Origin of the sequence: Vibrio sp. SCSIO 43153 (assembly GCF_023716625.1) — a bacterium.
In the GTDB taxonomy this organism is placed as follows: domain Bacteria; phylum Pseudomonadota; class Gammaproteobacteria; order Enterobacterales; family Vibrionaceae; genus Vibrio; species Vibrio rotiferianus.
On record NZ_CP071855.1, the window covers coordinates 1,141,525 to 1,164,743 of the forward strand.

At 44.1% G+C, this 23,219-nt stretch carries 23 protein-coding genes and 1 tRNA gene; 11 read left to right on the plus strand and 13 right to left on the minus strand.

Annotated elements, in window-relative coordinates:
• Positions 1–21: 21 nt before the first annotated feature.
• From J4N37_RS05245 to J4N37_RS05265, 5 genes are all read right to left on the minus strand, one after another.
• Positions 22–1,167: an OprO/OprP family phosphate-selective porin gene (locus J4N37_RS05245; RefSeq protein WP_252041826.1), complete on the minus strand. Its 1,146-nt coding sequence runs from the start codon at positions 1,165–1,167 to the stop codon at positions 22–24.
• Positions 1,164–2,327 carry a methanobactin export MATE transporter MbnM gene (locus J4N37_RS05250; RefSeq protein ID WP_252041827.1) on the minus strand — a complete coding sequence of 388 codons (1,164 nt, stop codon included), beginning with the start codon at positions 2,325–2,327 and terminating at the stop codon, positions 1,164–1,166. Before J4N37_RS05250 ends, J4N37_RS05245 begins: the two co-directional genes overlap by 4 nt.
• A gap of 5 nt (positions 2,328–2,332) precedes the next feature.
• Positions 2,333–3,229: an MbnP family copper-binding protein gene (locus J4N37_RS05255; protein ID WP_252041828.1), complete on the minus strand. Its 897-nt coding sequence runs from the start codon at positions 3,227–3,229 to the stop codon at positions 2,333–2,335.
• 168 nt (positions 3,230–3,397) lie between these two features.
• Positions 3,398–3,850, minus strand: a complete 453-nt coding sequence (locus J4N37_RS05260; protein WP_373417611.1) for a hypothetical protein — start codon at positions 3,848–3,850, stop codon at positions 3,398–3,400.
• Positions 3,851–4,040: 190 nt separating this feature from the next.
• Complete coding sequence (locus J4N37_RS05265) at positions 4,041–4,652, minus strand: YecA/YgfB family protein (protein ID WP_088881063.1); 612 nt, start codon at positions 4,650–4,652, stop codon at positions 4,041–4,043.
• A 53-nt stretch (positions 4,653–4,705) separates the two neighbouring features.
• Between J4N37_RS05265 and J4N37_RS05270 the strand changes: the two genes are divergently transcribed.
• The 3 genes from J4N37_RS05270 (at position 4,706) to J4N37_RS05280 (ending at position 8,186) form a co-directional block, all read left to right on the plus strand.
• The gene (locus tag J4N37_RS05270) at positions 4,706–7,126 is read left to right on the plus strand and encodes a hybrid sensor histidine kinase/response regulator (protein WP_252042109.1); all 2,421 of its coding nucleotides are present in this window, start codon (positions 4,706–4,708) and stop codon (positions 7,124–7,126) included.
• A 378-nt stretch (positions 7,127–7,504) separates the two neighbouring features.
• Entirely contained in the window at positions 7,505–7,954 is a 450-nt protein-coding gene (locus J4N37_RS05275; RefSeq protein WP_038887190.1) for an L-alanine exporter AlaE, read from the plus strand.
• Between the two features lie 144 nt (positions 7,955–8,098).
• Positions 8,099–8,186: transfer RNA gene (locus tag J4N37_RS05280), tRNA-Ser, on the plus strand.
• A gap of 488 nt (positions 8,187–8,674) precedes the next feature.
• Here J4N37_RS05280 and J4N37_RS05285 read toward each other — a convergent pair.
• The 3 genes from J4N37_RS05285 to J4N37_RS05295 all read right to left on the minus strand — a co-directional run bounded on the left by J4N37_RS05285 (position 8,675) and on the right by J4N37_RS05295 (position 10,457).
• Positions 8,675–9,169, minus strand: a complete 495-nt coding sequence (locus J4N37_RS05285; protein WP_045388063.1) for a hypothetical protein — start codon at positions 9,167–9,169, stop codon at positions 8,675–8,677.
• The gene (locus J4N37_RS05290; RefSeq protein ID WP_052447940.1) at positions 9,156–9,536 is read right to left on the minus strand and encodes a hypothetical protein; all 381 of its coding nucleotides are present in this window, start codon (positions 9,534–9,536) and stop codon (positions 9,156–9,158) included. Before J4N37_RS05290 ends, J4N37_RS05285 begins: the two co-directional genes overlap by 14 nt.
• Before the next feature lie 267 nt (positions 9,537–9,803).
• Complete coding sequence (locus J4N37_RS05295; protein ID WP_045388060.1) at positions 9,804–10,457, minus strand: glutathione S-transferase family protein; 654 nt, start codon at positions 10,455–10,457, stop codon at positions 9,804–9,806.
• A gap of 240 nt (positions 10,458–10,697) precedes the next feature.
• Between J4N37_RS05295 and J4N37_RS05300 the strand changes: the two genes are divergently transcribed.
• From J4N37_RS05300 to J4N37_RS05315, 4 genes are all read left to right on the plus strand, one after another.
• Positions 10,698–11,054 (plus strand): MerR family transcriptional regulator, encoded by a 357-nt coding sequence (locus J4N37_RS05300; RefSeq protein ID WP_045388286.1) that lies wholly within the window; start codon positions 10,698–10,700, stop codon positions 11,052–11,054.
• Between the two features lie 59 nt (positions 11,055–11,113).
• Complete coding sequence (locus tag J4N37_RS05305) at positions 11,114–11,509, plus strand: carboxymuconolactone decarboxylase family protein (protein WP_045388057.1); 396 nt, start codon at positions 11,114–11,116, stop codon at positions 11,507–11,509.
• A 51-nt stretch (positions 11,510–11,560) separates the two neighbouring features.
• Complete coding sequence (locus J4N37_RS05310) at positions 11,561–11,896, plus strand: zinc ribbon domain-containing protein YjdM (RefSeq protein ID WP_009698244.1); 336 nt, start codon at positions 11,561–11,563, stop codon at positions 11,894–11,896.
• A 172-nt stretch (positions 11,897–12,068) separates the two neighbouring features.
• Positions 12,069–12,560, plus strand: a complete 492-nt coding sequence (locus J4N37_RS05315) for a hypothetical protein (protein WP_045388054.1) — start codon at positions 12,069–12,071, stop codon at positions 12,558–12,560.
• 45 nt (positions 12,561–12,605) lie between these two features.
• Here the strand turns inward: J4N37_RS05315 and J4N37_RS05320 are convergent, their stop codons facing one another.
• The 5 genes from J4N37_RS05320 to J4N37_RS05340 form a co-directional block, all read right to left on the minus strand.
• Complete coding sequence (locus J4N37_RS05320; protein WP_252041830.1) at positions 12,606–15,356, minus strand: cation-translocating P-type ATPase; 2,751 nt, start codon at positions 15,354–15,356, stop codon at positions 12,606–12,608.
• Between the two features lie 68 nt (positions 15,357–15,424).
• Positions 15,425–16,255 carry a magnesium transporter gene (locus J4N37_RS05325; protein ID WP_252041831.1) on the minus strand — a complete coding sequence of 277 codons (831 nt, stop codon included), beginning with the start codon at positions 16,253–16,255 and terminating at the stop codon, positions 15,425–15,427.
• 10 nt (positions 16,256–16,265) lie between these two features.
• Positions 16,266–16,595 (minus strand): SMR family transporter, encoded by a 330-nt coding sequence (locus J4N37_RS05330; RefSeq protein WP_029789076.1) that lies wholly within the window; start codon positions 16,593–16,595, stop codon positions 16,266–16,268.
• Positions 16,596–16,613: 18 nt separating this feature from the next.
• The gene (locus J4N37_RS05335) at positions 16,614–16,988 is read right to left on the minus strand and encodes an SMR family transporter (protein ID WP_029789077.1); all 375 of its coding nucleotides are present in this window, start codon (positions 16,986–16,988) and stop codon (positions 16,614–16,616) included.
• 330 nt (positions 16,989–17,318) lie between these two features.
• Complete coding sequence (locus J4N37_RS05340; RefSeq protein WP_252041832.1) at positions 17,319–17,981, minus strand: Crp/Fnr family transcriptional regulator; 663 nt, start codon at positions 17,979–17,981, stop codon at positions 17,319–17,321.
• A 219-nt stretch (positions 17,982–18,200) separates the two neighbouring features.
• On the opposite strand from J4N37_RS05340, the gene J4N37_RS05345 reads away from it, so the two are divergent.
• From J4N37_RS05345 to J4N37_RS05360, 4 genes are all read left to right on the plus strand, one after another.
• Positions 18,201–19,286 (plus strand): baeRF10 domain-containing protein, encoded by a 1,086-nt coding sequence (locus J4N37_RS05345; RefSeq protein WP_252041833.1) that lies wholly within the window; start codon positions 18,201–18,203, stop codon positions 19,284–19,286.
• Between the two features lie 132 nt (positions 19,287–19,418).
• Entirely contained in the window at positions 19,419–19,829 is a 411-nt protein-coding gene (locus J4N37_RS05350; RefSeq protein WP_252041834.1) for a hypothetical protein, read from the plus strand.
• A 276-nt stretch (positions 19,830–20,105) separates the two neighbouring features.
• Positions 20,106–21,743 (plus strand): methyl-accepting chemotaxis protein, encoded by a 1,638-nt coding sequence (locus J4N37_RS05355; RefSeq protein WP_045388042.1) that lies wholly within the window; start codon positions 20,106–20,108, stop codon positions 21,741–21,743.
• A 337-nt stretch (positions 21,744–22,080) separates the two neighbouring features.
• Positions 22,081–23,217: an efflux RND transporter periplasmic adaptor subunit gene (locus tag J4N37_RS05360; protein WP_038885104.1), complete on the plus strand. Its 1,137-nt coding sequence runs from the start codon at positions 22,081–22,083 to the stop codon at positions 23,215–23,217.
• Positions 23,218–23,219: the final 2 nt, after the last annotated feature.

The following is a 23,219-nucleotide window of genomic DNA, read 5'->3' on the forward strand; positions in this document are numbered from 1 at the left end:
TTTCCGTTAATTGTTGTTGGTTTACCAAGTGAGGTTGCCTTGGTAGACGAGCCAAAATGCAGTTTGCTTGGTTTGAAGAATGGATTCGTAGTTGGTTTGAAATCTCAAAAGTTGATGCATAGCAAAGTGCCAGTTAGCAATAGCGCTGATACGCTGTGGAGCATGACCTTTAGCATCTAAAACCTGTTCGAATTCAGCGTTGGTTTTGGTTACCTCATTGTCTGTTATTAACCAGTCATAACGTGCGCCCATCTCAATATTTTGGTACTGCCAACTTAACTGTGTAGACACACCGTGTTGAAATGCATCTAGCTCAGTTCGAATTTGCTGTGAATCCGTTAGAGTGGCATTTAGCCTTTGGCCCATCCATTCCACTTGCCAGTTTAAGTTGTTCCACTTTAGATCGGCGCCGAAGGTCAACAGGGTAGTATCACCGTCATAGGTTAAGTTGCTAGAGGCGGTGTGAGCATGACTGTGACCATCATTTTCCGCTTGCTTTCGCGAAGTCGCGTTAAAATAAGCCGCACTTGCCATCACTTGCAGTTGGTAATCCGCTCTCAGTTGATACCAATTGGCAGTCAAACCAAAGGCGGCAGGCGAAGCGGAGCTACTATCGTATCGGGCAGGGTACTCGCTGCCACGACCAAGCCAAATAGTGGTGTCGTAACGGTTTTGAGCAAAGGTCAACTGAACACTATCATCGCTGTATTGACTACCAAGAAACGCTTGCTGGGTTAGTGAAGCATCAAGAAAACGCCAGTCGTGTTCGTGAACACCGTTATATAACCCTATTGGGCTGAGTTGACGACCTATGCGTAGTGTCCAATCTTGATGCAGGTGGGGTTGCAGCCATAGTTCTTCAAGTTCTATAGACTCGCCATGGTGACTACCAATGATAAGTTTTGCCGCTAGAACGTTATCTAGGCTTGCCAAGAACCCAAGCTCGCCATGCATCAGCTGCAATCCTTCTTCGTAGTGAAAGGCTTTTGCATCCGTCACCACACCGGGAATTGAGTATGCCGTTTCTCTGTCGGTCTGATAGTAGCCAACTTGAGCAAAAAGGTTTGACTGTATATCGACCTCATCGAGCCAATCAGTTTGAGCTTGCTTGGCCTGTAAAGGGAGCGTCACCAGCAAGCTACCCATAGTAATTAGCACTTGCTTCATGACTTATCCTCTTGAGTAAACGGATTCGCATAGCGAGGGTTAGAGATAAATGTCTCATCACTCAGAGCATGTAAAAACATCAGCATGTCTTGTTTCTCTCGTGCACTGAGGGTGAAGCCTTTGACAAATTCACTCTTATTTGGGTTCTTTCTGCCATCCCCTTGATGCTCACCAGAAGTGATGTTGCGACCACCATTGGCGTAGAAATCCAACACTTCGCCGAGTGTGGCGATACTACCGTCATGCATATAAGGCGCGGTGTAGGCGATATTTCTCAGCGTGGGTGGACGAAATTTCCCTTTGTCTTTTGGATCTTGAGTGACGGTGAACAAGCCATTGTCTGCAATGGGATAGCTGCCTTTGCCATCAATGTTGTAAAGCCCTGTGTTAAAGAAAGGGCGTGAGACAAATACAGAGTCATCATGTAAGGTTGAGTCGCTAAAATTGAAGCCATTATGGCAATGGAAACATTCCATTTTCTCGCTGTTAAACAGATCCTGACCACGCATCGCTGAGCTGCTCATGGTGCCGCGATCAAAATCTGAGTCTTTAGAGATCAAGGCTCGGTTGAAGACGGCAAGCGCTTTGATCACATTAGGAAACGTGACAGCGTCTTGCTCGTTGGGAAAAGCCGCATTGAACATATTTTGATAAGCCGTTTCACGACGGAATCGGTTCAATATCTCTTCTCGGTTCGCATCATTAATGCCCATCTCGACAGGGAACTCACCAAATAAAGGGATCACCAATTGCTGTTCGATCTCTTTCAAGATGGGGTTTGCCCAAGTGTAAGAAGCGTTATAAGCGATGTTAGTGAGCGTTTGTGAGTTGCGGTGCAACACTTCTCCTGTCGAGCCCGTTGGCACTTTTACACCGTCTGAGAATGCTAACGCTTGTTGGTGACAAGATTCGCACGACATGGTTTGGTTGCCAGAAAGTTTCTTGTCATAAAAAAGATGGCGTCCAAGTTGAAACTTTTCCTCTGTCGCAGGGTTATCTGCTGGCTCTTTAGGTGGTGGAAGTGAGCCCGTTTGAAAGTCAAAGCCAAATTCATTTTCGGCGTTGGGTGGTATCACGGTGTAATCCGATTCGCTGTCACAGCCTACGATGGCAAAAATCGTGAGCGATGCCAGCAAACCGCACTTCTGGTTTACTGACATAACAATTACTCCACTGAAACCCAAGCTTGAGAGCTACTACAGTTACCAGCAGTGCATTCGCCGGTCTCCAAATCTAGACCTAAGTTGTCATAGATGCCTTGGCAATCAGGGTCTGTGCTAGACGACATACAACCAGGAGGCGTATTTGGGGTATTAAAGGTAATGTCGTTGTTAGCGACTAGGCGCTGATAATCGAACACAATCACATTGGTTGCGGCGTCGAAGTCATCAAATTGGTAGATTGGTCGATTTGGACGAGACGAGGCACAATCGATGGTTTCCTGTGTCGCATCCACGACTTCACAGCCTGTGGTTCCCAAATGAATATTCCAACCATTCACATCCATACGCAGATGCTTATGCCCGTTTTGCCAGCTCCAGTTCATGCCCATTACATCCAATGGTGAGATAGCGTCGTCGCCGTCAATCCCGTAGTGGTTGAGCGCGGCAGGAACGCCTAAGGTAAAGCGAACCCCAGTATAGTTACCTTGGGGTATTTGACCTTTGATTTGATGGTTAAGTGCTGCATTACCATTTGCACAGCTGTCCGAGCCAGTTTCAAAGTCTAACAGTGCAACGTTTTTGTATTGCCATTTGCCATCTTGAATCAGCTCAAGAGGGGTTGCTACGCCATTGTTGTCAAGTAACTCGACTTCAGAAAGGTACATACGGACATCTTTAAACTCTGGGTTTGTATTGGCAGTGCCTGCAATTGCATTTTCCATCAGTTGACACTGAATGTCTTGTTGACCAACACGAGCTTTAAATTCAAGCGTGACATTTTGTAGTGAGGTTTCTGGGGTTGTCGTTGAGTTAGAGTCAGAACCGCCACCACATGCGGCGAGTAACCCGCAACTGATTGTGGTAAATAGAGGCTTTGCAGTTGAAATACGGTTGAACATAGACTTTCCTTTCTAATTATTTTCGCAAGTCAGATTTGAATTCCAAAAAAAGTACGTGCGAATTTGTGCCGCTGTTTTGGTTAAACGCGGTCATTGATACCCAAGCATTTCGAGGCTACTTAGGTGTGTTGTTATTTGAATTATTTTTATCGACGTAGGATCGTCGAATTAAGCAAGGAAAGTCTGAGGTGGGGATTGTTTTGGCGCGAGAGCAAGGTAAAGCTTTTGCTGGCACTGAATAGGTAAATCGGTATTAAAGCGCGGAGTAACGCGACTAAGCCAAAGAATGATAGCCGCTAGAATCATCGCCATGATAGCGATAACGAACTGGCACACATCCAGTAAAGGGCAACTGAACTTTAATGGATCGTGAATCTCACTATCCGGTGAAATAGACATGGCGTTGTCGGCGATAAGCTCTTTAATGTCGACCCACTTAAAGCCTTTTGCAGTACAGAGTAGGACTTTTTCATCCTGAGCTTCAGATAACCAGTTGTTGTTATGAACTTGTGATGGGTTAAGTGCTACGGTTGCCAACAGGTAAATCTGAAACAGCAAAGCAGCAATGACATAAACTGCCATTACTTTTTGTTTTATATGCTGATTTCTTACTGTGTGCATTGCAACATTCAATTAACTAAATTCGGCGCGGATACTAACAAAGAAATTAAGGAATTGTAATGTTGTTTTTATAAAATGGTGACACCAATGGATTGTTCGAATGTTTTTGCTGCGGGTTTGAGAAAGGAAATGAGGAGAGATGAATTGATAGAATAAGCCACTGAGAGTCAGTGGCTTTAATAAATTATGATTACTCTTGTTCTGCCAATGTGACGCCACGTTGCGTTAGGCCAGAAAGCATTACTGGCATCGCATTGAAGATCTCTTCAAATTGCTCTAAGCCTTCCATGCCTTGTTCTGCAAGAGTTGTGATAGTTGTTTCTGGATCGTAAAGCATGGTTAGAGATAGCAGCACACCGCCAAGTAATGCGCTGTCTTCACTATCTTCTGGCATTAAGGTTTCCCAATCATCACGAGCCAACTGCCACCCCTGAAGAACACCCTCACAGAAATCACGAGTTGCTTCCGTCACGATTTCACCTTCGTCCAGAGCGCAGCCTTCAGGCCATTGCCAACTGCCTTCCAATAAAGCAGGACGAGTTTGGTTCCACATTTGAACAATCTCATCGATGTACTGTTCTAGCTGCTCTCCATCAGAGAAAGGTGCGGTCTCTTCACCACCCCACAGGAATGGTAGCCATTCTTGAGGGTTCAGAACATTCGGCGCAGATGCCATTGCTGTTACGAAGCCTTGAGTTTTCGCTAGGTTTAGTAGTTTTCCATCAAGTTCTGGAAGAGAAAGGATGTCTTGTAGTTTCAAAATAGAATACCATTTGTTAATGGACTGGTTGATTGCGAACATCTTACCAATCAATTTTAGATAAATCGATATTAGGGATGGATTCGTTAACTGCTATGGAAATACGCTCCTCGTTAAGAAAGAAAAGTATCCTCGCATTAACAGTGTATTTGGGGTTCTTCATCGCAACTATTGGTAGTGTGGCCTATTTAGTGGTGGAGCCTCCTGTCCGTTCCAAACTCGAACAAAATCTAGATTTAAGAACTCAATTACTCGCTTCACAAATTGAGCAGCCTCTCACTAGCTCTATTGGGTTGGTGCAAAGCTTAGTCGGCCTCGGTCAGACAGGCTCACACCAAGTCAGTCTGGTAGATACCATTCCTCAACTACTTGCCGTTAGCGATGACATTATTGTCAGCGGAGGGCTGTGGCCTAAACCATTCTTAGACAATGAAGAATGGCGTTACACCAGTCTATTTTTCAATAAAAACAATGCAGGTGGTCTCGACCAAATCCAATCTTACAATAACCCTCAAACCGGAGGGTATGACAATGAGCCGTGGTATCAATCTGTGGCAGGAGCACCAGCAGGGGCTGTGAGCTGGTCAAGCGTATATATCGATACGTTTACACAAGTACAGATGATTACGGCTTCTTCGCCTTACTATCGCAATGGTGAGTTTGCAGGCGTAGCGACTGTCGACCTCTCTTTGGAAGCGTTATTCCAATTTATCCGTGAACACACCAATCAGTACTCTTTGGGAGTCGTGATCCGTGACGCGGATGAGCAGGTGATCGTTGAGCACAACTTCAATCTATCCAAAAATATCTATATCAGTGAGCTCGATTTTGGTGAGTTCAACTGGCAGCTTGATGTTGTTAACGCCAAAGTGAAAGTGGCGGATCAGGTGTTTGAACAAGTAATGAGTGTGGAACGCGGGATTATTCCATTTCTACTTCTTTGCGTATTAGTCGGCTATTACTTGCTTAATCGGTATGTTGTGGAACCAATTGTGCGAATTGCTCAAAAGGTCGATGATTCTAAAACAGGCGGCATTATCGATATCAACTATGAAAGTGATGACGAGATTGGTCACCTGATCAGTAAGTTTAATGAAAAAACGGTTTACCTAGAGCGAGAGCGCGTGAAAGCACAAGCGTCAACCAACGCTAAAACCGCTTTTTTGGCCACCTTATCCCACGAGATTCGTACACCAATGAACGGTGTTTTGGGTACCGCTCAAATCCTGCTTAAAACGCCGTTAAATGATGAGCAGCGTAAGCACCTCAATACGCTTTACGATTCTGGTGATCATATGATGACACTGCTCAACGAGATTTTGGATTACTCGAAAATAGAGCAAGGTCATATTGAACTTGAGCACACACCATTCCCGATAGAATCCATTCTGGGCAGTATCAATAGTGTTTACCACACACTTTGCGCCGAAAAAGGCTTACAGTTCAAAATTACCTCAAACCTGCCTCATGGTCGTTGGTACAACAATGACAAAGCGCGATTAAGGCAAGTTCTGTTTAACTTGTTGAATAATGCAGTGAAATTCACCGACTCCGGGTATGTGGAAGTTGAACTTGACGAAAAGCAGGATGATGGCGCCAACAAGCTGATCATCAGCGTAAAAGATACAGGTATTGGTATTTCATCCGATGCACAAGCGAGGATCTTCCGTCCATTCGAGCAAGCAGAATCTTCCACAACTCGTCGCTATGGTGGTACTGGCCTTGGTTTAGCGATAGTGAAACAGATTGCTGAACATATGGGAGGTGGGGTCTATGTACAGAGCAGGGAAGGTGTCGGTACCAAATTCACCGTTGAGTTGAAGCTTGAGTCCTGTGAGCCCGGTAAACTTGAAACGACAAATCGACACAAAATCAACTGTGAGGGGCTTAGAGCCCTTATTGTTGAAGATAATCGAACGAACACCATTATCATGGAAAGCTTCTTAAAAGATAAAGGCTTCGAATGTACCGCTGTAGAAAATGGTCAGCAGGCAGTCGATATTACGCTGAAGCAACAGTTCGACTTAATTTTAATGGACAACCATATGCCAGTTCTTGATGGTATTGGCGCAATATCTGTCATTAGGAACTCTCAATCCGTTTCTAAGTCGGTGCTGATTTTTGGATGTACCGCAGATGTGTTCAAAGAAACTCAAGAAAGAATGATGGGGGTAGGCGCTGATCATATTATCGCGAAACCTATTGTTGAATCAGAACTGGACGACGCGCTATATCGTCACTCTCAACGGCTTTATCAATATCACCCTGAAGGCATTCAATCTTCAGAAAAACCACTAAACACGGAGTCTTTGTTGCTTGAGTTTTACGTTGCGCTAGAAGACAGTGATTTAGAGGGAGCTAGCCAAACACTGGCAAGGATTCATGCTTCTGTTCCTCAGAGCTTGCAGCTACAGCTCGCAGAATTAGCGGAAAGTATCGAGTCCTACTTGTCGCAAGCGCAGCCACCCAAGCAAGAAGATATAGACAGCTTAACCGTATTGTTAGCAGACCTGTAAGACACAAGGATGCCCGCTTTATAGTGATTATCCTGATTTCCTCATGCTAAGCAGCATGAGGCGATCTTTTTTCCGCTCACCTGCCATATTAACAACTACTTTTCTTGTGTTTTTCCTCATCTAAGTTCTTATTAAGTAATTAAATTACGTTATTTAACTCCATTTTGGTGCGGTTTTTTGGCCAGAGTTCCTGTTTTTAGTGATTTTGACTACTTTGGGTTTTGAAAGTAGTCATTAATTTACCTCTATATTTTAAAAACGAGATCATAAACTGCAATTGTTGTGCTCTAATGGCGATATGAACTGCTATGTCGCTTTTGATGTAGTGAAAGATTTTATAGATGTCACTTAAATTGGTGTTTGATTTTAGAGGTTGTAATGAAGGCTCGTGGACCATTCTGTATTCGTAATGCAGCAGCAGATACTTTCGCTATGGTGGTTTTTTGTTTTATCACTGGGATGATCATCGAGATTTTGATCTCGGGAATGACGTTCGAGCAGTCTCTGGCATCACGTACATTGTCTATTCCTGTCAATATCGCGATTGCGTGGCCTTATGGTATGTTCCGTGATTGGGTATTGCGCCAAGGTAACAAGCTTTCACCTTCATCATTTATGAAGAATGTCTCTGACTTGGTAGCCTACGTATTATTCCAATCACCAGTCTATGCTGGCATCTTATTCGCGGTAGGCGCTTCTACTGATCAAATCATTACAGCAGTAGCGAGTAATGCGGTTGTGTCTTGTGGTATGGGCGTACTTTACGGTTACTTCTTAGACCAGTGCCGTCGTTGGTTCCGCGTTCCTGGCTACTATCAAGAGGCCTAATTGTCCCTGTTTTGCACAATTTAGCTAGATAGTGAGCAAACAAACGCAAAAGGGCGCTTTTTTTCATGTTTAGCCTTGACCATCAGGCACATAATCATTAAATTAGCGCCTCGTTAGCCAATGATGCTAACCACAATTTGATTTGGTGAGTTGTCCGAGTGGCTGAAGGAGCACGCCTGGAAAGTGTGTATACGGCAACGTATCGAGAGTTCGAATCTCTCACTCACCGCCACATTCTAAGAGGTCTGATTTATCAGGCCTTTTTTCGTTTTTAAGGCTTATTGAGATAACGCTAGCCCACACTGTAGCTAGCACATGTTATCGAATCAAAGGCTATCTTCTAAAAAATCTCTTTATCTCATTATCAGTAGGACAGGCGTTTGTTCGTTCCGCTGGAATCTAAGAGTTGATGGTAAGCCTCATCTATCCCCAACTGGGCCTGACAAAGAGAGAATGATCACTTGCTATTTCTCCTATCATCTAGCCAGTAGAGTTTTTTTGGAATGCCCAGCAAGAATTTCTCAGAACATCTAAACTCTGATGCGGATCACTACTTCTTGGCGAGTAGTGATTTTGACTGTAAAGATAATTTAAGAGTGAACTGTAGTAGATTCTTAAGCAGTAGTAATTCGCCAAAAGGCAAATACTAATTAATCTATATGGTCAGTAAGTGGGCATTTTAGATGTTTAAAGTCCAGCTTATTAGCTGGACTTGCTGTACTAATATTGGCTTTGAAATTCAGAGTACTGCATTAGAAAAGCTTGGAAGTCAAAAGGAGAAACGCCACCTTGCGATTGATACCAAGATATAAGTTTCGACACATCCATATTTTCAAAACTATCTTTCAAAGCGATATTTTTCGGTACTTTGGATAAGTAAAGCCAGGATTCTAAGAGTGTTTTGTCTTCAACTTCGGCACTGTAGGCAAGGAGTGCTGATTCATACGCTAACAGTTCAGCTCCCCAACAATCCCTGTCTGCTAAGTATTGTATATACGTAGCAGCAGCGAGCTTTTCATTTTTGGGCATGTTGATGAACCAATCATCAGCTATTTTTTTTAATGGCTTTTTGTTCTCTCGACATATTGCAATCTTTCTGTCTAGAGATACGTAGGCTTTCGTTACATGAAGCTTAAGAGACTCTTCCCATGTGACAGCGTGTGTAATTTGGGGCTGTATCAGGGCTATGAAGAAGAAGAAACTAGTAGATCGCATTAGCTACGCACCTCCAAAACTCGTAATCTTTTCCACTTGAGCTATACGCCATTAATTCTGCTGTTTGATGTAATTGTCTTTTACTAGCTTCGCCAACACCATTAAAAGCCTGTGAAAATTCTTTCCAATTATAAGTAGTTATGTTGTACCCTGCGGAAGTAGCGGTAGCCATCCCGTTATAAATAAAAGAACCACTCGCTCCTCTAGAGGCAAATATCTGAAAGGCAGGTATCGAAAGAAGAACTGATTCAAGTGTTTTTGTAACATCAATGATTCTATTCATTTCTTTAATACCGTCAAGTGTCTGAGAGCTTGGCGTAAATGAATTTATGTTGCAAAAGTCACCTTTAAAATTAGCTACTGGCATGTTTAAATCTCAAGTCTAAGTGGGAAATTAAAAGGTGCAGTCTAACATACAAAAAAACAGGGCAAAAATTTGCTCGTAAATTACAAAAAATACCAACTTGGGGCAACTTTTTGCTTGAAGATAAATATCAAATATTTAGCTATTAAACAACAATACTCCAAATGCTGAAATCATATCTGATTTATTTATAGCTAAAGTTCTTTATATTCTCTTTTCCAACCTTTGGGTATTTTAAACTTCTGTTATTTTTATGTATTTCTACTCTAGCTAGCTGTACTTGGGGTACATAAATCGAGGAATATCGAGGCCTTCTTTCTTATAGGCTGCTTGAATAGAGGCATTTTTTGATAAGCGGATTAAATAGCCTAAAAGGTGAGGGTATTTGGAAGGCTCAAATTCTAAAGGGATGCACCAGCCGGCTAGCATAAAGAGAAAATAATCACATGCAGTCAGTTTTTCACAGACTAAATACGGGTTATTTTCAAGCTGCCTATCAATAGCTAAAAGTGTCTTCGCAACCTGCTTATCTTGTGCTTCTACAATGCTTGCGATCATCGTTTCGTCGGTCGTGTTTCGGTGAGGGTAAAAACGAACCATCAACTGAGCTTGGAGTGTATTCGTAAGAAATGTCAGCCATTGAAAGAACAGAGGTCGGGTTGCCTCACCGATTTTGGGAATGAGCTCGTATTCAGGAAACGTTTCTGCAATATGAATACAAATAGCGGCAGACTCACAGATAACCTGCTCACCGTCCACTAATGTTGGGATCTTTCCACTGTGGTTTAAACGCAAATACGCTTCTGATTTTTGTGCGTTCAGTTTTCTATCCACGAGAACCAACTCATAGTCCGCTTTGACATGGTGAAGCAAAAAGTGGGGCGCTAAACTGGCGTTATTAGGGTAGTAATAAAGTTTAAACATGGGGAATCCACCTTTGGTTGTTCTATTGAAGGCACCATTTACTAATGCTACTTGTCATGATTTTGATAATATTTGTTTTACGAGCAATACATCGGTTATCCGTATATGTTTTAAGGTATTGAAAATTAATCGGAATTTAAAGGCATAGAGCCTTGAAGTGGGATGAGACGCAATATATGTCGTTTTGTTGCGCTTTGTGGTTACGATTCTTAAAAAGATAGTTGAGCGTAAAAAATAATGATGAGCATGAGTGAGTTTTCAAAGCAAGTTGGGTTGTCAGCGCATACGCTTCGGTATTACGAGAAAATAGGTTTGTTGAAGAACATTCAAAGGTCGAGCAGTGGGCATCGAGTCTATAGTAGTAAAGATCTGGCTTGGATTGAGTTCGTCAAGCGCTTGAAGGAGACCGCGATGCCACTTGAGGAAATATTAAAGTATGCTGAGTTACGAGAAGCGGGAGCGAGTTCTTTAGTAGAGAGGCAAACTTTGCTTGAAAAGCATCACAAAAGCTTGGTCGAGTATTTAGGGCAACAAAAGCAAAACCTCATAGCGCTCGAAGCAAAAATAGATTTATATAAGAAAGGAAAAGTTCGTTGACTTAGAGTGAACTCTAACTAGTAAGGTACTCCTGAATCAACTAGTTAGGAGTACGGACAATGCAAACCTCTCGTTTTGATAAAGGGCTTAAATTACTTTCAGAGATAGATGGCGAAGCTGGCAGAAATGTCATTGATAGCTTACAAGATATTTGTCCTGACCTAGCTCAGTTCACGATTGAATATCCATTTGGTGATATCTATTCCCGTTCTGGGTTAGACATCAAATCCCGAGAAATTGCGACGGTGGCTGCTTTAACTGCTTTGGGGACGTGTCGACCTCAATTAAAGGTTCACCTTCACGCAGCTCTTAATGTGGGCTGCAATGAGGAAGAAGTGAAAGAGGTTATATTACAAATGTCTGTTTATGCCGGATTTCCTGCAGCATTAAATGGTATGTTCGCTTTTAAAGAAGTTCTTGAAGAAAAGAGTGAGCGTTCAAATTTACTCGATTAGACAAACAATACCCATTACCATAGTGCTAAATTCATTAGCTAGTAATTATTTATGTCTTTACCTCCTTGCCCAAACTGTAACTCAGAATACGTTTATCCAGACCAAGACCACCTTGTTTGCCCAGAGTGCGCTCACGAATGGAACCCGACTCAGGCAGCAGAAGAAGACGTCGTAAACGTGAAAGATGCCAACGGCACTTTGCTGCAGGAAGGTGATAAGGTCACGTTAGCGAAAGACTTAAAAGTAAAAGGCAGTTCGCTGGTACTTAAGATCGGCACCAAAGCAGTGATTCGTCGTATTAAAGACGGCAAAGATCATCAACTAGATTGTAAAGTCGATGGTGCTGGTGAAATGATGGTAACTGCGCAGTTTGTGAAAAAAGCGTAATTTAAAACCAGTCGAAACCCAATTTTCCAGCAGCCTTAATAGCGATATTGAGGCTGTTTTCTTTCTGTTTCATTATTCGCCATTGTGCGTCCCAAAAGCCACCCATACATTTGCGCTCTGACGTGCCATTCTTAAGCTGACTTTCTCGGTTTTTATCTTGATAGGAAAGGGCATGAAGGAATACGCGCCGCAGTACAGCAAAAAAGAAAAGATCATCAGAGTCGCGATCGCTGGCGTATTTGGCCTTCTAGTTGGCGTGCTGTTTAAGCTTAAGGGAGAGCCTCTGCTGCAAGCAGTCGTCGAAGCGCCGGAATGTTATGAAGTGTTCGGTATGTCAGGCTTAGAACTTCTGGTTCACATACTGTTCTTTTGGATGCCACTGTCCGTGTTTTTACTTGCTGCGGTATTGATGTTGCCACTTGGCGTACGTGGTTTGATCGAAGGTCAGTTCCCACCAAAAGGCGTTAAAGTATTCAGACCTACAGCGATTCAACGCGGCAAACTTGGCACGCTTAAATCCCTTATTCATCTGTTGTTCCCCTTATTGTGCTTTGGTTTTGTCGTGTGGGGTAATAGTCAAATCGAACCCATGATGGAGATGCTTAATGGTGAAGATGTGAATGTAACCTGCCAAAACGGAAAAAGAGGGGACAAGCCCCTCTAAGATAATTTATGTGGATGGTTTAAGGTCAACGTCTTTTGTTCATTATTAAAGAACCTTAGTTTTGGTGAGCTCTTTGATGGCAGACAGTACCGCGGTTGGCAATGCTGCAACGCCTAGAATTATGGCAAGATGCCTAAGCTCAATTGCCTCTGTGCTAAAAATCAGCTGACCTAAGTTGGTGTATATCACCCCCAATGACAGAATTGCTGATGCGGCGATAGCTCCCAGCAGGTACTTGTTAGTAAGAGGATTTACTCGATACAGAGACGTGAACGTTCGGCTATCAAACAAGTGCCACAACTGACCAAAAATCAGAGTAAGAAACGCTACGCTTTGTGCATACTGGGCACTGAAACCATGACTCAAAGCCATTAAGAAAGCGCCAAAACTCACACCGCCTAATGCTAAACCACGAATCACGATTCGGGCTCCTAAACCATCGGAGAAGAATCCTTGGTCACGCTTACGTGGCTTTCGCTCCATCAAGTCTTTTTCTTTTGGTTCAACGCCTAACGCTAGCGCAGGCAAACCATCCGAGACTAAGTTCACCCAAAGAATCATCAGCGGCGTTAGCGGAAGGATAGCCTCTGGTCCCATCACTAAGAATGCAAACAGAATCACCGAGACTTCTGCTACGTTTGCAGTTAGCGCTTGGCGGATAAACTTACGCAGGTTATCGAATATCTGACGACCCTGGCGTACCGCTCGGACGATGGTGCTGAAGTTGTCATCCAGCAAAATCAGATCGCCGGAATCTTTGGCGACAGAGGTTCCCGTAATACCCATAGCGACGCCGATATCGGCGCTTCTAAGTGCTGGTGCGTCATTGACACCGTCTCCGGTCATGGCGGCAATTTCGTTGTTTCTTTGCAGCGCTTGGACGATGCGCAGTTTGTGCTCTGGCGTCACTCGGGCGAACACTGCGGTTTCTTCACAGGCATATTCTAAGGTTTGCTCGCTCATATTATCGAGCTCAGTACCCGTGACAACACGTTTGTATTGTCCATTGATGATGCCGATGTCTTTGGCAATCGCCGCCGCCGTTGCTGCATGATCTCCGGTAATCATTACGGTGCGAATGCCAGCGTTGTAACACTCTTTTACCGCAGAGCGGACTTCTGGACGAGGTGGATCCATGATGCCAAATACCGCCAGCATACTAAGGTCGTTTTCCAGTTCGCTCACATCTGCGTTAAGTTCAGCTTCGTCCAATCGACGGCAACCGACCGCCATAGTACGTAAGGCTTGCTTGGCAAAGCTTTCAATCGCGCCATCAAAACGCTTACTGAGATCTTTGCCGATACACTGGGAGAGTTCATTGAATCGGTTTTGCTGCTCTTCCATCGGCACCAATCCACCTTCAACCATATAGTTGCTCGATTTCTTCAGCATAAAGTCGGGCGCTCCAGCCACGGCTAAAAAGTGCTGTCCGCTTGGATCTTGGATTATCACCGAAGACATCTTGCGCTCAGAATCAAACGGGAAGCGTTTTAGAATCTGATAGCCTTGTTTCTCTAGATTCTTTGGCGTAATTCCAAGCTTTGCGGCTGCCACTAATAACGCTCCCTCCGTTGGGCTGCCTCGTACACTCCATGCGTCTTCGACAAAGGCGAGCTCAGACTCATTCGACATCGCTGCAACGATCAACCCCATCTTCATTGCAGAGCTTTCTAGAGCATGTACTCCGTGACTCTGAGGGACAAACTTACCTTTCGGTTGGAAGCCGTTTCCGGTCACTTCCCAGTAACGCCCAAAACTGTCATACGCTTGCATCACCTGCATTTGATTTTGGGTTAATGTCCCTGTCTTATCGGAGCAAATGACAGTTGTTGAGCCTAAGGTTTCGATTGCCGAGAGTTGCTTTACCAAGGCGTTGTTCTTTGCCATTTTGGTTGAGCCCATGGTCAGCACAATGGTGAGCACGGTAGGCAAGCCTTCTGGAATGGCTGCAACAGAGAGGGAAATACCCGTCGTTAGGATATCCAGCCAATCCATGCCGTAAGCAAAACCAATCGCACAGATGACTGCGACCACACCCAAACCAATAAACAACAAGGCTTTGGCTAAGGTATCCATACGCACTTGCATCGGTGTTTTTGTGGTTTCAGTTTGCGTCATCATGTGTGCAATACGACCGACTTCCGTCTGCATGCCCGTGTTGGTGACGATCCCTAAGCCGGAGCCAGTCGTGACGATGGTCGTCATAAAGCCCATATTAATTTGGTCACCTAAACTGACTTGTTTGCTATGGATCGCACTGACTTGCTTTGTCACAGGTTCTGATTCACCAGTGAGTGCCGCTTCATCGATCGACAGGCGGTTTGCTTCGACAATGCGCACATCGGCAGGAAGAATGTCACCTGTGCTGATTTTAATCACATCGCCAGGCACTAAGGTTCGCGCTGGAACATGTATCCATTTGTTGTCACGCAGAACATCCGCTTCTGGTGCCGCCATATCGCGCAGTGCTTCCATGCCTTTCTGGGCTTTGTATTCCTGCCAAAAAGAGATGCCGGTATTAATTACGATGATGGTGCCAATCGCAATGGCGTCAATGAGGTGTCCGGTAAACCAAGACACCAAAGCTCCCACCAATAGGATGTAGATCAAAGGGTTTTTGTATTGCTCAAAATAGAGTTGCCAAGCCGATTTCGACTTGTGCGTCGCCAGTGCGTTGTCACCATACTTATTGAGGCGTTGTTGATGTTCTGTATGAGAAAGCCCTGCATTGATATCAGTAGCCAAATGCTGCACTATCTCTGACGTTGATTGCTTAAACCAAGGTTTTATAGTCATAAAAATTACTCCAAATTTCCTTCCGGTGGAGTGGTGAATGAGTGAGTTTGTGTTGTCTTCTGATGTGATCAGAACAAGATGAAATTAACGATGTTGAAATAAATCCAGATGCCCGAAATATCGACGAGAGACGCCAAAACCGGACTCACCAAGATGGCTGGGTCGAGCTTAAGCGCACGCGCAACAATGGGCAGTAAGCCGCCTAATACCGTCGATATCGTGACTTGAATAAACAGTGCAATGGCAACGGCGGTAGCGATCAGTGACAGCCCAAACCCTTCCGACGAAGCGGAGGGCGTAAACAGGGCTATTCGACCGACAATCACCAGCGCCAGAATCCCTGCGAGTAAGAGTGCAACACGGCTTTCTTTCCACATTACGGCTCGCCATTGGCGGTTTTTAATCTCTCCGGTGGCTAATGCTCTCACCACCAAAGTCGCAGCTTGAGAGCCGGTGTTACCGCCAGCAGCTGCGATCACTGGCATGTAGATCGCAAGCAAAACCAGCTGGCTGAGTAAGTCTTCGTAGCTGGCGATGATAAAGCCCGAAAAAATGCCGAAGATGGCGAGTAACACAATCCATCCCACGCGTTGCTTAACGTGTTCCAACACACTGGTTGAGAGGTAGTCGTCAGCGGGTTCTGCTTCCGAATGAACAAAGCCCAACTGAAATGAGAGATGGCTAGCGGCTTTGTCAAAGCCATATTTTTCCATCTTTACTATCCAATATTGCACGTAACCTAAAGGGCAGTAGGAGAGCAAATCGACGACTTCATCGGTATTGGTATGAGCAAGCCAATGAATTTTTTCTGCTTCGCTTAGCGCGTAAAACTTAGCCAAATGCGGTTGCTGATGCTCGCCAAGGTTGATTGGCTTACCGGACTCACTAACGGTGATCATGGTGGCGTCACTAAGCGGTTTTCATGATGATCACCGAAGCAATCACCGTAAAAATGCCGATCCAGCCAATTGGTTTGAGTTTTTGTTTAAACAAGAACCAACCACCGAGTGCGGTTCCTAAAATACCGATGGCTCCCCAACTGGCGTAGGCAATGGCGAGGTCGATTTCTTTCACGGCTTGTGCCAGTAAAGTAAATGCAGCGAGCACGAGAACGATGGCAGAAATACCCCAACCCTTGTGTTCAAATCCGCGTGATTTAGTCAGAGACATGTTCGCAGCGATATCGAGCAGTGCCGCCAAAACGACGTAACCGAAAGAGACGGTGAGAAAAGCGTTCATGGTTATACTCCAAGGCAATTAGTGAGGTTGAATTAGCATTGCGTGTTCGTCTTTCTTACTTGGCTGGTGGTGCTCTTCACCGAGTGTGACTAGCACCACTCCGACAACCACAAGCGCGAGACCAAACAGCTCTTGTGCGTTGAGCTGTGAATCGAAATAGAACATGGATACGATGGTGATTAAGGCAATGCCCAGTCCTTCCCAGCAGGCGTAAGCCACGCCAATGGAAATCTTTTTCGCTGCGAGAGAAAGGAAGTAATAAGAGAGCGAAATAAGAACGTACATGCCGAGATAACCGGCGTAGCCTTCATTGCTGCCTGCGACATTCATGAGGCTAGTGCCCGCAACTTCAGCGATGATAGCGAGTAATAAAAATAGTCGTGCTAATAACATGATTTAAAAACCTGAAAATAAAGAGTCGTTAAACAAGTCCATGTTTATTGCCACGTCACTGTGAAGAAATATTCGAAGCAATATTTATTGTCTCGAACGGTATTTATGGTGGCATAGACAATTTAAAACCTGATGCACTGAGAGTGCATTGGGCGTGATAAATATGTTGTGGAGAATGTAAGTGTTTATTTCTGTGTAGGAATTAGACGTAAAGTGACATGGCAGAAAATAGAAATGAAACCAAGAAGAGAAGATGATAGAAAACAAAAAAGACGGCTGAGAGAAGCCGTCTTTTTATAAGTAGTTTGAGAAAGAATAGGTTGAGAAAGGTTAAAACACCATGCCATCCGTGATGGAGGAGAAAGGCTCTGTTGAATTAAACGTCACTCTGGCTTTACTATTGGTGATCGCACCTTGCTCCTCCCAGTAATCGAGCGTCTTACTGACGGTGTTACGAGACATACCCAGCATGCCTGCGAGGTCTTCTACCGAGATTGGGATGGAACGTTTATTCGTTACACGGTAGAGGCTGTCTAGTGCTAAGCCGACTTTGCGATTGGAATTTCTCTCGTGGCTAATGAAGAGGATGCGGGAGGTAAATAAGAGCTTCTGTGAAAGGTGTTGTGCCGTTAACTTATTAAACTCTAGGCTTTTTTCGTACAGTTCCAACACTGTACTGATCGGCAGCACAAGGGCGGTCATGGTCTCTTGGATGTGGTAGCGCCCATACAATTTGGTTTGATTCAAAATTGCCGATTCACTGTACATAAAGCCTGGAGGAATAAAACCCGCAAAGCGTTCTGCACCATCAAAGTTCTGTCGGTAAACGCTGATGAGCCCACTAAACACAAACAGAAAGTTTTCTAACTCCTGACCTTGTACCTCAAGAATTTCTCCTGCTTCGATGGTTTGAACTTCTCCAACTTCAAGTAGCTGTGCTGCGAACTTTTCAGAAAGACCGAACAAATCCATGAGTGATTGTTTGGGTGTCATCGTTATTTAACCAAGCGCTATTAATCAACCACTTAGATCTTAGCCAGACAAAACAGGCTTTGCAAACCGATTATTTTTCCTCAAATGCACTCTGAGTGCATTAGGCTGATTGGTATTTTTGTTAGCTTAATAATTAACTTGTGAACAGTGTTCATTTAATCGTCACTGATTGAATGGAAATAGTTCATTCGAGATTCGATTAATAATTAAAGGTTAGTTATGAAAAATACGATTAACGATATTTTTGAAGTGTTGCGATGCTACTTATTATTGCATGAAGACAATCGTTCAAAAATTCTTAGCTTATACATTAATACTGACAGTAAAAATCCAGCCAACCATCGTGAACGCCCGGCTTGGCAGATCGAAGTGAGCAATCAACTGGCCGCATTGCGTGAAGAGCACGGTGAGGAAGGTATTCGACACATTGATTCCACACTTACTTGGAAAGAAGTGGAACAACGATTGGTCAACAAAGTTCTGGAAATGCGCCCGACAGGACGTTCTTTGGTGATCTTTACTGATTTGCTCGACGACATCCTGATCGAATTGCCAATGCCTGTCGAAACAAAAGCGTATTTTGGTCAACCTCAGGTAAAGCACTTACTCTCTCAGCTCCATCGATACGGCAAATATCTCGTTATCCTTTTCTCTGAAACGGAGCACCGAGTGGTTTCCATAGACGTTCCGACGAGTTTGGGAGAGGGCACGATGGAATCGAGTATTGAATCGGGTGTATTCCTTCGCCCTGGCGGAAGAAAGTCCCGAACTCAAGCCTCGGAACGTCGAGACTTGGATTCTGAGCGCCGTGTTATTCGCGAAGCGGCGAACGAAATCAATCGCTACTTTATGGGGGACCCAACGTTTGATCGCATCGTGTTCGGCGGCAACCTAAAAATCGCTCATCGCGTAAAGGGTGCGCTGCATCATACGGTTTCTGAAAAGTTGGTTTCTATCGAACCAATTCCTTTTGATGCCACCACCGAGCAGCTAGAACGCACAGTTAAACTGCTGGCGGATGAATACGAAGAGTTGCATGACAATACATTGGTATTGGAACTACTGATTCGTCGAGATACTTGTGGTCGTGGCGTAGCGGGCTTGGTAAATGTATTAGAAGCACTGGAAAACGGACAGGTAAGAAAAGTCTTTTTGCCTTACCCAATTCAATCGGATGCGTTCGATCTCATCCTTGTTGAAGCTTTGATGGCTAATGTTGAGGTTGAGTTGGTGCATGGTAAAGCGGCGGAGACACTGAATGAACTCGGTGGTGTGGGCGCATTGCTTTACTACATTATTCACTAATTCGTTTATAAGATTAAAGGCAGCGCTTCACCCTAATGATTCCTCGAACATTGATCGCTGATCACTGATCGCTTGATTGCTCATTGGACACCCCGAAAGAAGTGTTGCCGCTCTCTACTTTCCAATATCACTATGAATACCGTTACCTCTACAAATGACGTCGTTGACGATGTGTATCCTTTGTTTGATCTTAATGAAGATGAAATGTCAGCGCTCGTCGCCTTATATACGCTTGAGAAAACTGAAGGCACAGCCGCGTATGCTGTCGATGAACAAATTGGTGTTTGGCTTTCCGATCTCAAGTTCGATTTGAACCAACAGCTGCATAACGATCTCGGTATCTACACCATTGAGTGGCAGGTTCTGGAGCAACTCAAAGCAAAACGATTCGTTACTCATGAACGCTTACCCAACACAAAAGCCGATTGGCTGAAGGATGGCGTATGCCTGTACCGTCTGTGTCCGAACGCAAAACAAATGGTTGGCGCATGGCTAACAGTCTGCCAAGTCGAAATGCCGCTGTTGGTTTGCTTTAACACTTAGAAAGGGGAGAGTCTCAACGCAACTCTATGAATACATGTAATGTACATGGCTTATTTTGTTAACAAGGGTTTGCTTAGTTTTGCTATTTATAAGATCACATAATGAGATTTTACTTCACGAAAAAACCTCGTGTTAATCAATGTATTTATTGAATTTATAATGTGAGTCGTAAAGATAAAAATTATTAGAGAACGTTGATCTGTATAAATGAATTTATGAGAGATTTGTTTGATATAATCGCCCGAGATTTGAGCAACAACCGAAGGTATTCTAATCATGTTCAACAACCTCTCAATAAAGCAGAAGATAGTGCTTCCTCTATCGTTAATGATCGCATTACTAACTATCAGCTCTGTTTTGAATGTAATCACTATGTGGAAGCAGACAGAACTTAGTGAAATGTTAAATGAACAAGTCGTCCCTAATTTATTCACTATTGAAGATGCTTACCGAGATTTATACCAAGCGACTTCTGCGATTCAAGGTCTAGCCTTAGCAGAAACTCAAGAGGAAGTTGATCATCACCTATTTGAATACAAAGATAACGCTTATAAAGCTTTGCCTCGCATGAAGAAAGCTCAAGAGCTGTCTGAAACAGGAATTATGCCTCTTAGCCATGGTTCTGAAGTGCGGAAGCTTGTTGAGTTGGGTGAGCAATGGCTACAGAGTTATGAAGAGTTAATTACCAAACCGCAATCTCAATGGGCAGAGATTTATGCAGAGAACAATGTTAAATATGAGTCGCAATTTGGCGCGGTTCGAGAACAGCTAAATGTCGTTAAAGATGCTTTAGAAGCAAAACAGAAAACCTTAAAGCAACAAATATCGGATGCGACGATCCGTGCAGAAGTTATTCTTGAAGCTGGTATCGTGGTTGTTATTTTAGCGGCACTAGGCATGATGTATTTGCTGCTTCGTACTGTAATGAAACCAATCAACAATATTAAAGAGGCAATGACAGAAATTGCATCGGGTAACGGTGATTTGAGTCAGCGCATTAACATGAATGCGAAAGATGAGATTGGGCAGTTGGCTGGGGCTTTCAATGAGTTTGTTTCCAAAATCCAGGTCACTGTGTCTCAAGTTATCGAGAGTACGAACACGCTACGTAACGAAATGTCGCACCTGAACGAGCTGACTGCGACCATTGCTAATTCTACCTCTCATCAGCAAAAAGACAGCGAAGCCGTAGCGGCGGCTGTCCATGAGATGCAAGTGACAAGCAAAAATGTAAGTGACAGTGCAACGGAAGCTGCAATGGCAAGTCACACTGCAAACGAAGAGCTGACAAATACCAATATTACTTTGGATAAGACTGTTCAATCGATTCGCTTACTTGCAACAGATATTGAAAGTGCAAGTGAGGTTATCAATACACTGGATAACGACGTAAGCAACATTGCTTCAGTGTTGGATGTGATCCGCGGTATTGCAGAGCAGACGAACTTACTAGCATTGAATGCGGCGATTGAGGCAGCTCGTGCAGGTGAGCAAGGACGTGGTTTTGCGGTAGTAGCGGATGAGGTTCGATCACTGGCTAGCCGCACTCAACAAAGTACTGGAGAAATTCAATCTATGATTGAGAAGCTTCAGTCTGGCGCCAAGCAGGCAGTAGAAGTTATGCAAGGCAGTCAACTAAGCAGCGAAGAAACCATTAGTTCTGCTGGACATGCAAGTGATTCACTAGCTGAAATCCTAAACGCGATTGCGCGAATGAACGAGATGAATACCCACATCGCGACTGCAGCTAGCCAACAAAGTACCGTGAGCGATGACGTAAACAGAAACGTGCAAGGTATAGCGGACAGCAGCACTTCGATTGTAGATGTTGTGAATCAAGCACAGCAATCACTGTCTATGCTATCTGAACAAACGCGACAACTAGATAAACAAGTGAGTCAGTTCCGAGTTTAATTTATTGCTGTCGGTATTCTAATTTTTGAGCCCGCCTTGTGCGGGCTTTATTTTTGGTCATCCCCATTTCTTTGTCACGAATTCTCTTATTTTGTCCACTCTTTTTTCTTGTTTTTATTGAGAAAAAACTCACTTTGATTGCTCACAGAAAATTTATTTTTCCAATAAAAAATCACCTAAATTGAGAGTTCAATAACAGCTTTCAAACAAACATTTTTGTCTATCGTAAAGAGCGGTAAATTTTGTTGTATGTACAACATTGAGTAATTATCATCCCGACTAATATTTGCTGGCTTCAAATAAAGCCAGATTTTTTAGTTAGGAAGAGAGAATTTTCATGACACGTAGAACCACGCTATCGCTTTTGATTGCGTCGAGCCTTTTATTGGCGGGATGTGAGCAAAGCCAAGAGGGACAAGCACAAGGTGGTCCAGCGCCAACTCCTGAAGTCACCGTGATGACGGTAGCACCGACTTATCAGGCATTAACGGTAGAATTACCAGGTCGTAGCCGAGCGTTTAAAGAAGCAGAAGTTCGTCCGCAGGTAACAGGCATTATTTCAGAGCGCAATTTCGTTGAGGGTGGTGTGGTCGAAAAAGGTCAGTCGCTTTACCAGATCGATGACTCTACATTCCAAGCTGATCTGTTGAGTGCTGAAGCGGAGCTTATTCGCGCGCAAGCGTCGGAAGAATCGACATACTCAACCGTTCGTCGTTACCGAGCGTTGATCACTAAGAAGTCTATCAGTCAGCAAGATCTTGACGAGGCAGAAGCGGCTTACAAAGAAGCGAAAGCGCAAGTGTTGGTAGCAAAAGCGAAGATCAACACAGCGAAGATCAATCTGTCTTACGCACAAGTGAAAGCGCCAATCAGTGGTGTGATCAGCAAGTCAAACGTGACGGCGGGTGCGCTGGTAACGGCAAACCAAGCGGCGACGCTGACGACCATCCAACAACTAGACCCAATCAATGTTGATATCGTGCAATCTTCTGCTCAGCTACTTCGTTTGAAAGCAGCGATGTCACAAGGCCACTTGCAAAAAGACGAATCAGCTCAAGTAACACTAACACTTGAAGACGGTTCGACTTACGCGCACAAAGGTACGATGAAGTTTACCGAAGTGAACGTAGATGAAAGTACTGGCAGCGTAACGCTACGTGCAGAATTCGCGAATCCAGATGGTTTGTTGCTACCGGGTATGTTCGTGCGCGCAACGGTAACAGTAGGTGTGGATCCTGTGGCGATTCTTATCCCGCAAAACACAGTAACTCGTGACGCAACGGGCAAAGCATCGGTTATGACTGTAGGTGCAGACAATAAAGTGACGATTACTCCGGTAACGACAGCTGAATCTATCGATAACCAGTGGCGTATCACTGAAGGCTTAAAAGCGGGTGACAAAGTTATTACGACAGGGCTTCAAATGGTTCGACCTGGTAGTCCAGTAACCATTCAATCAGGTGAGCAGGCATAATC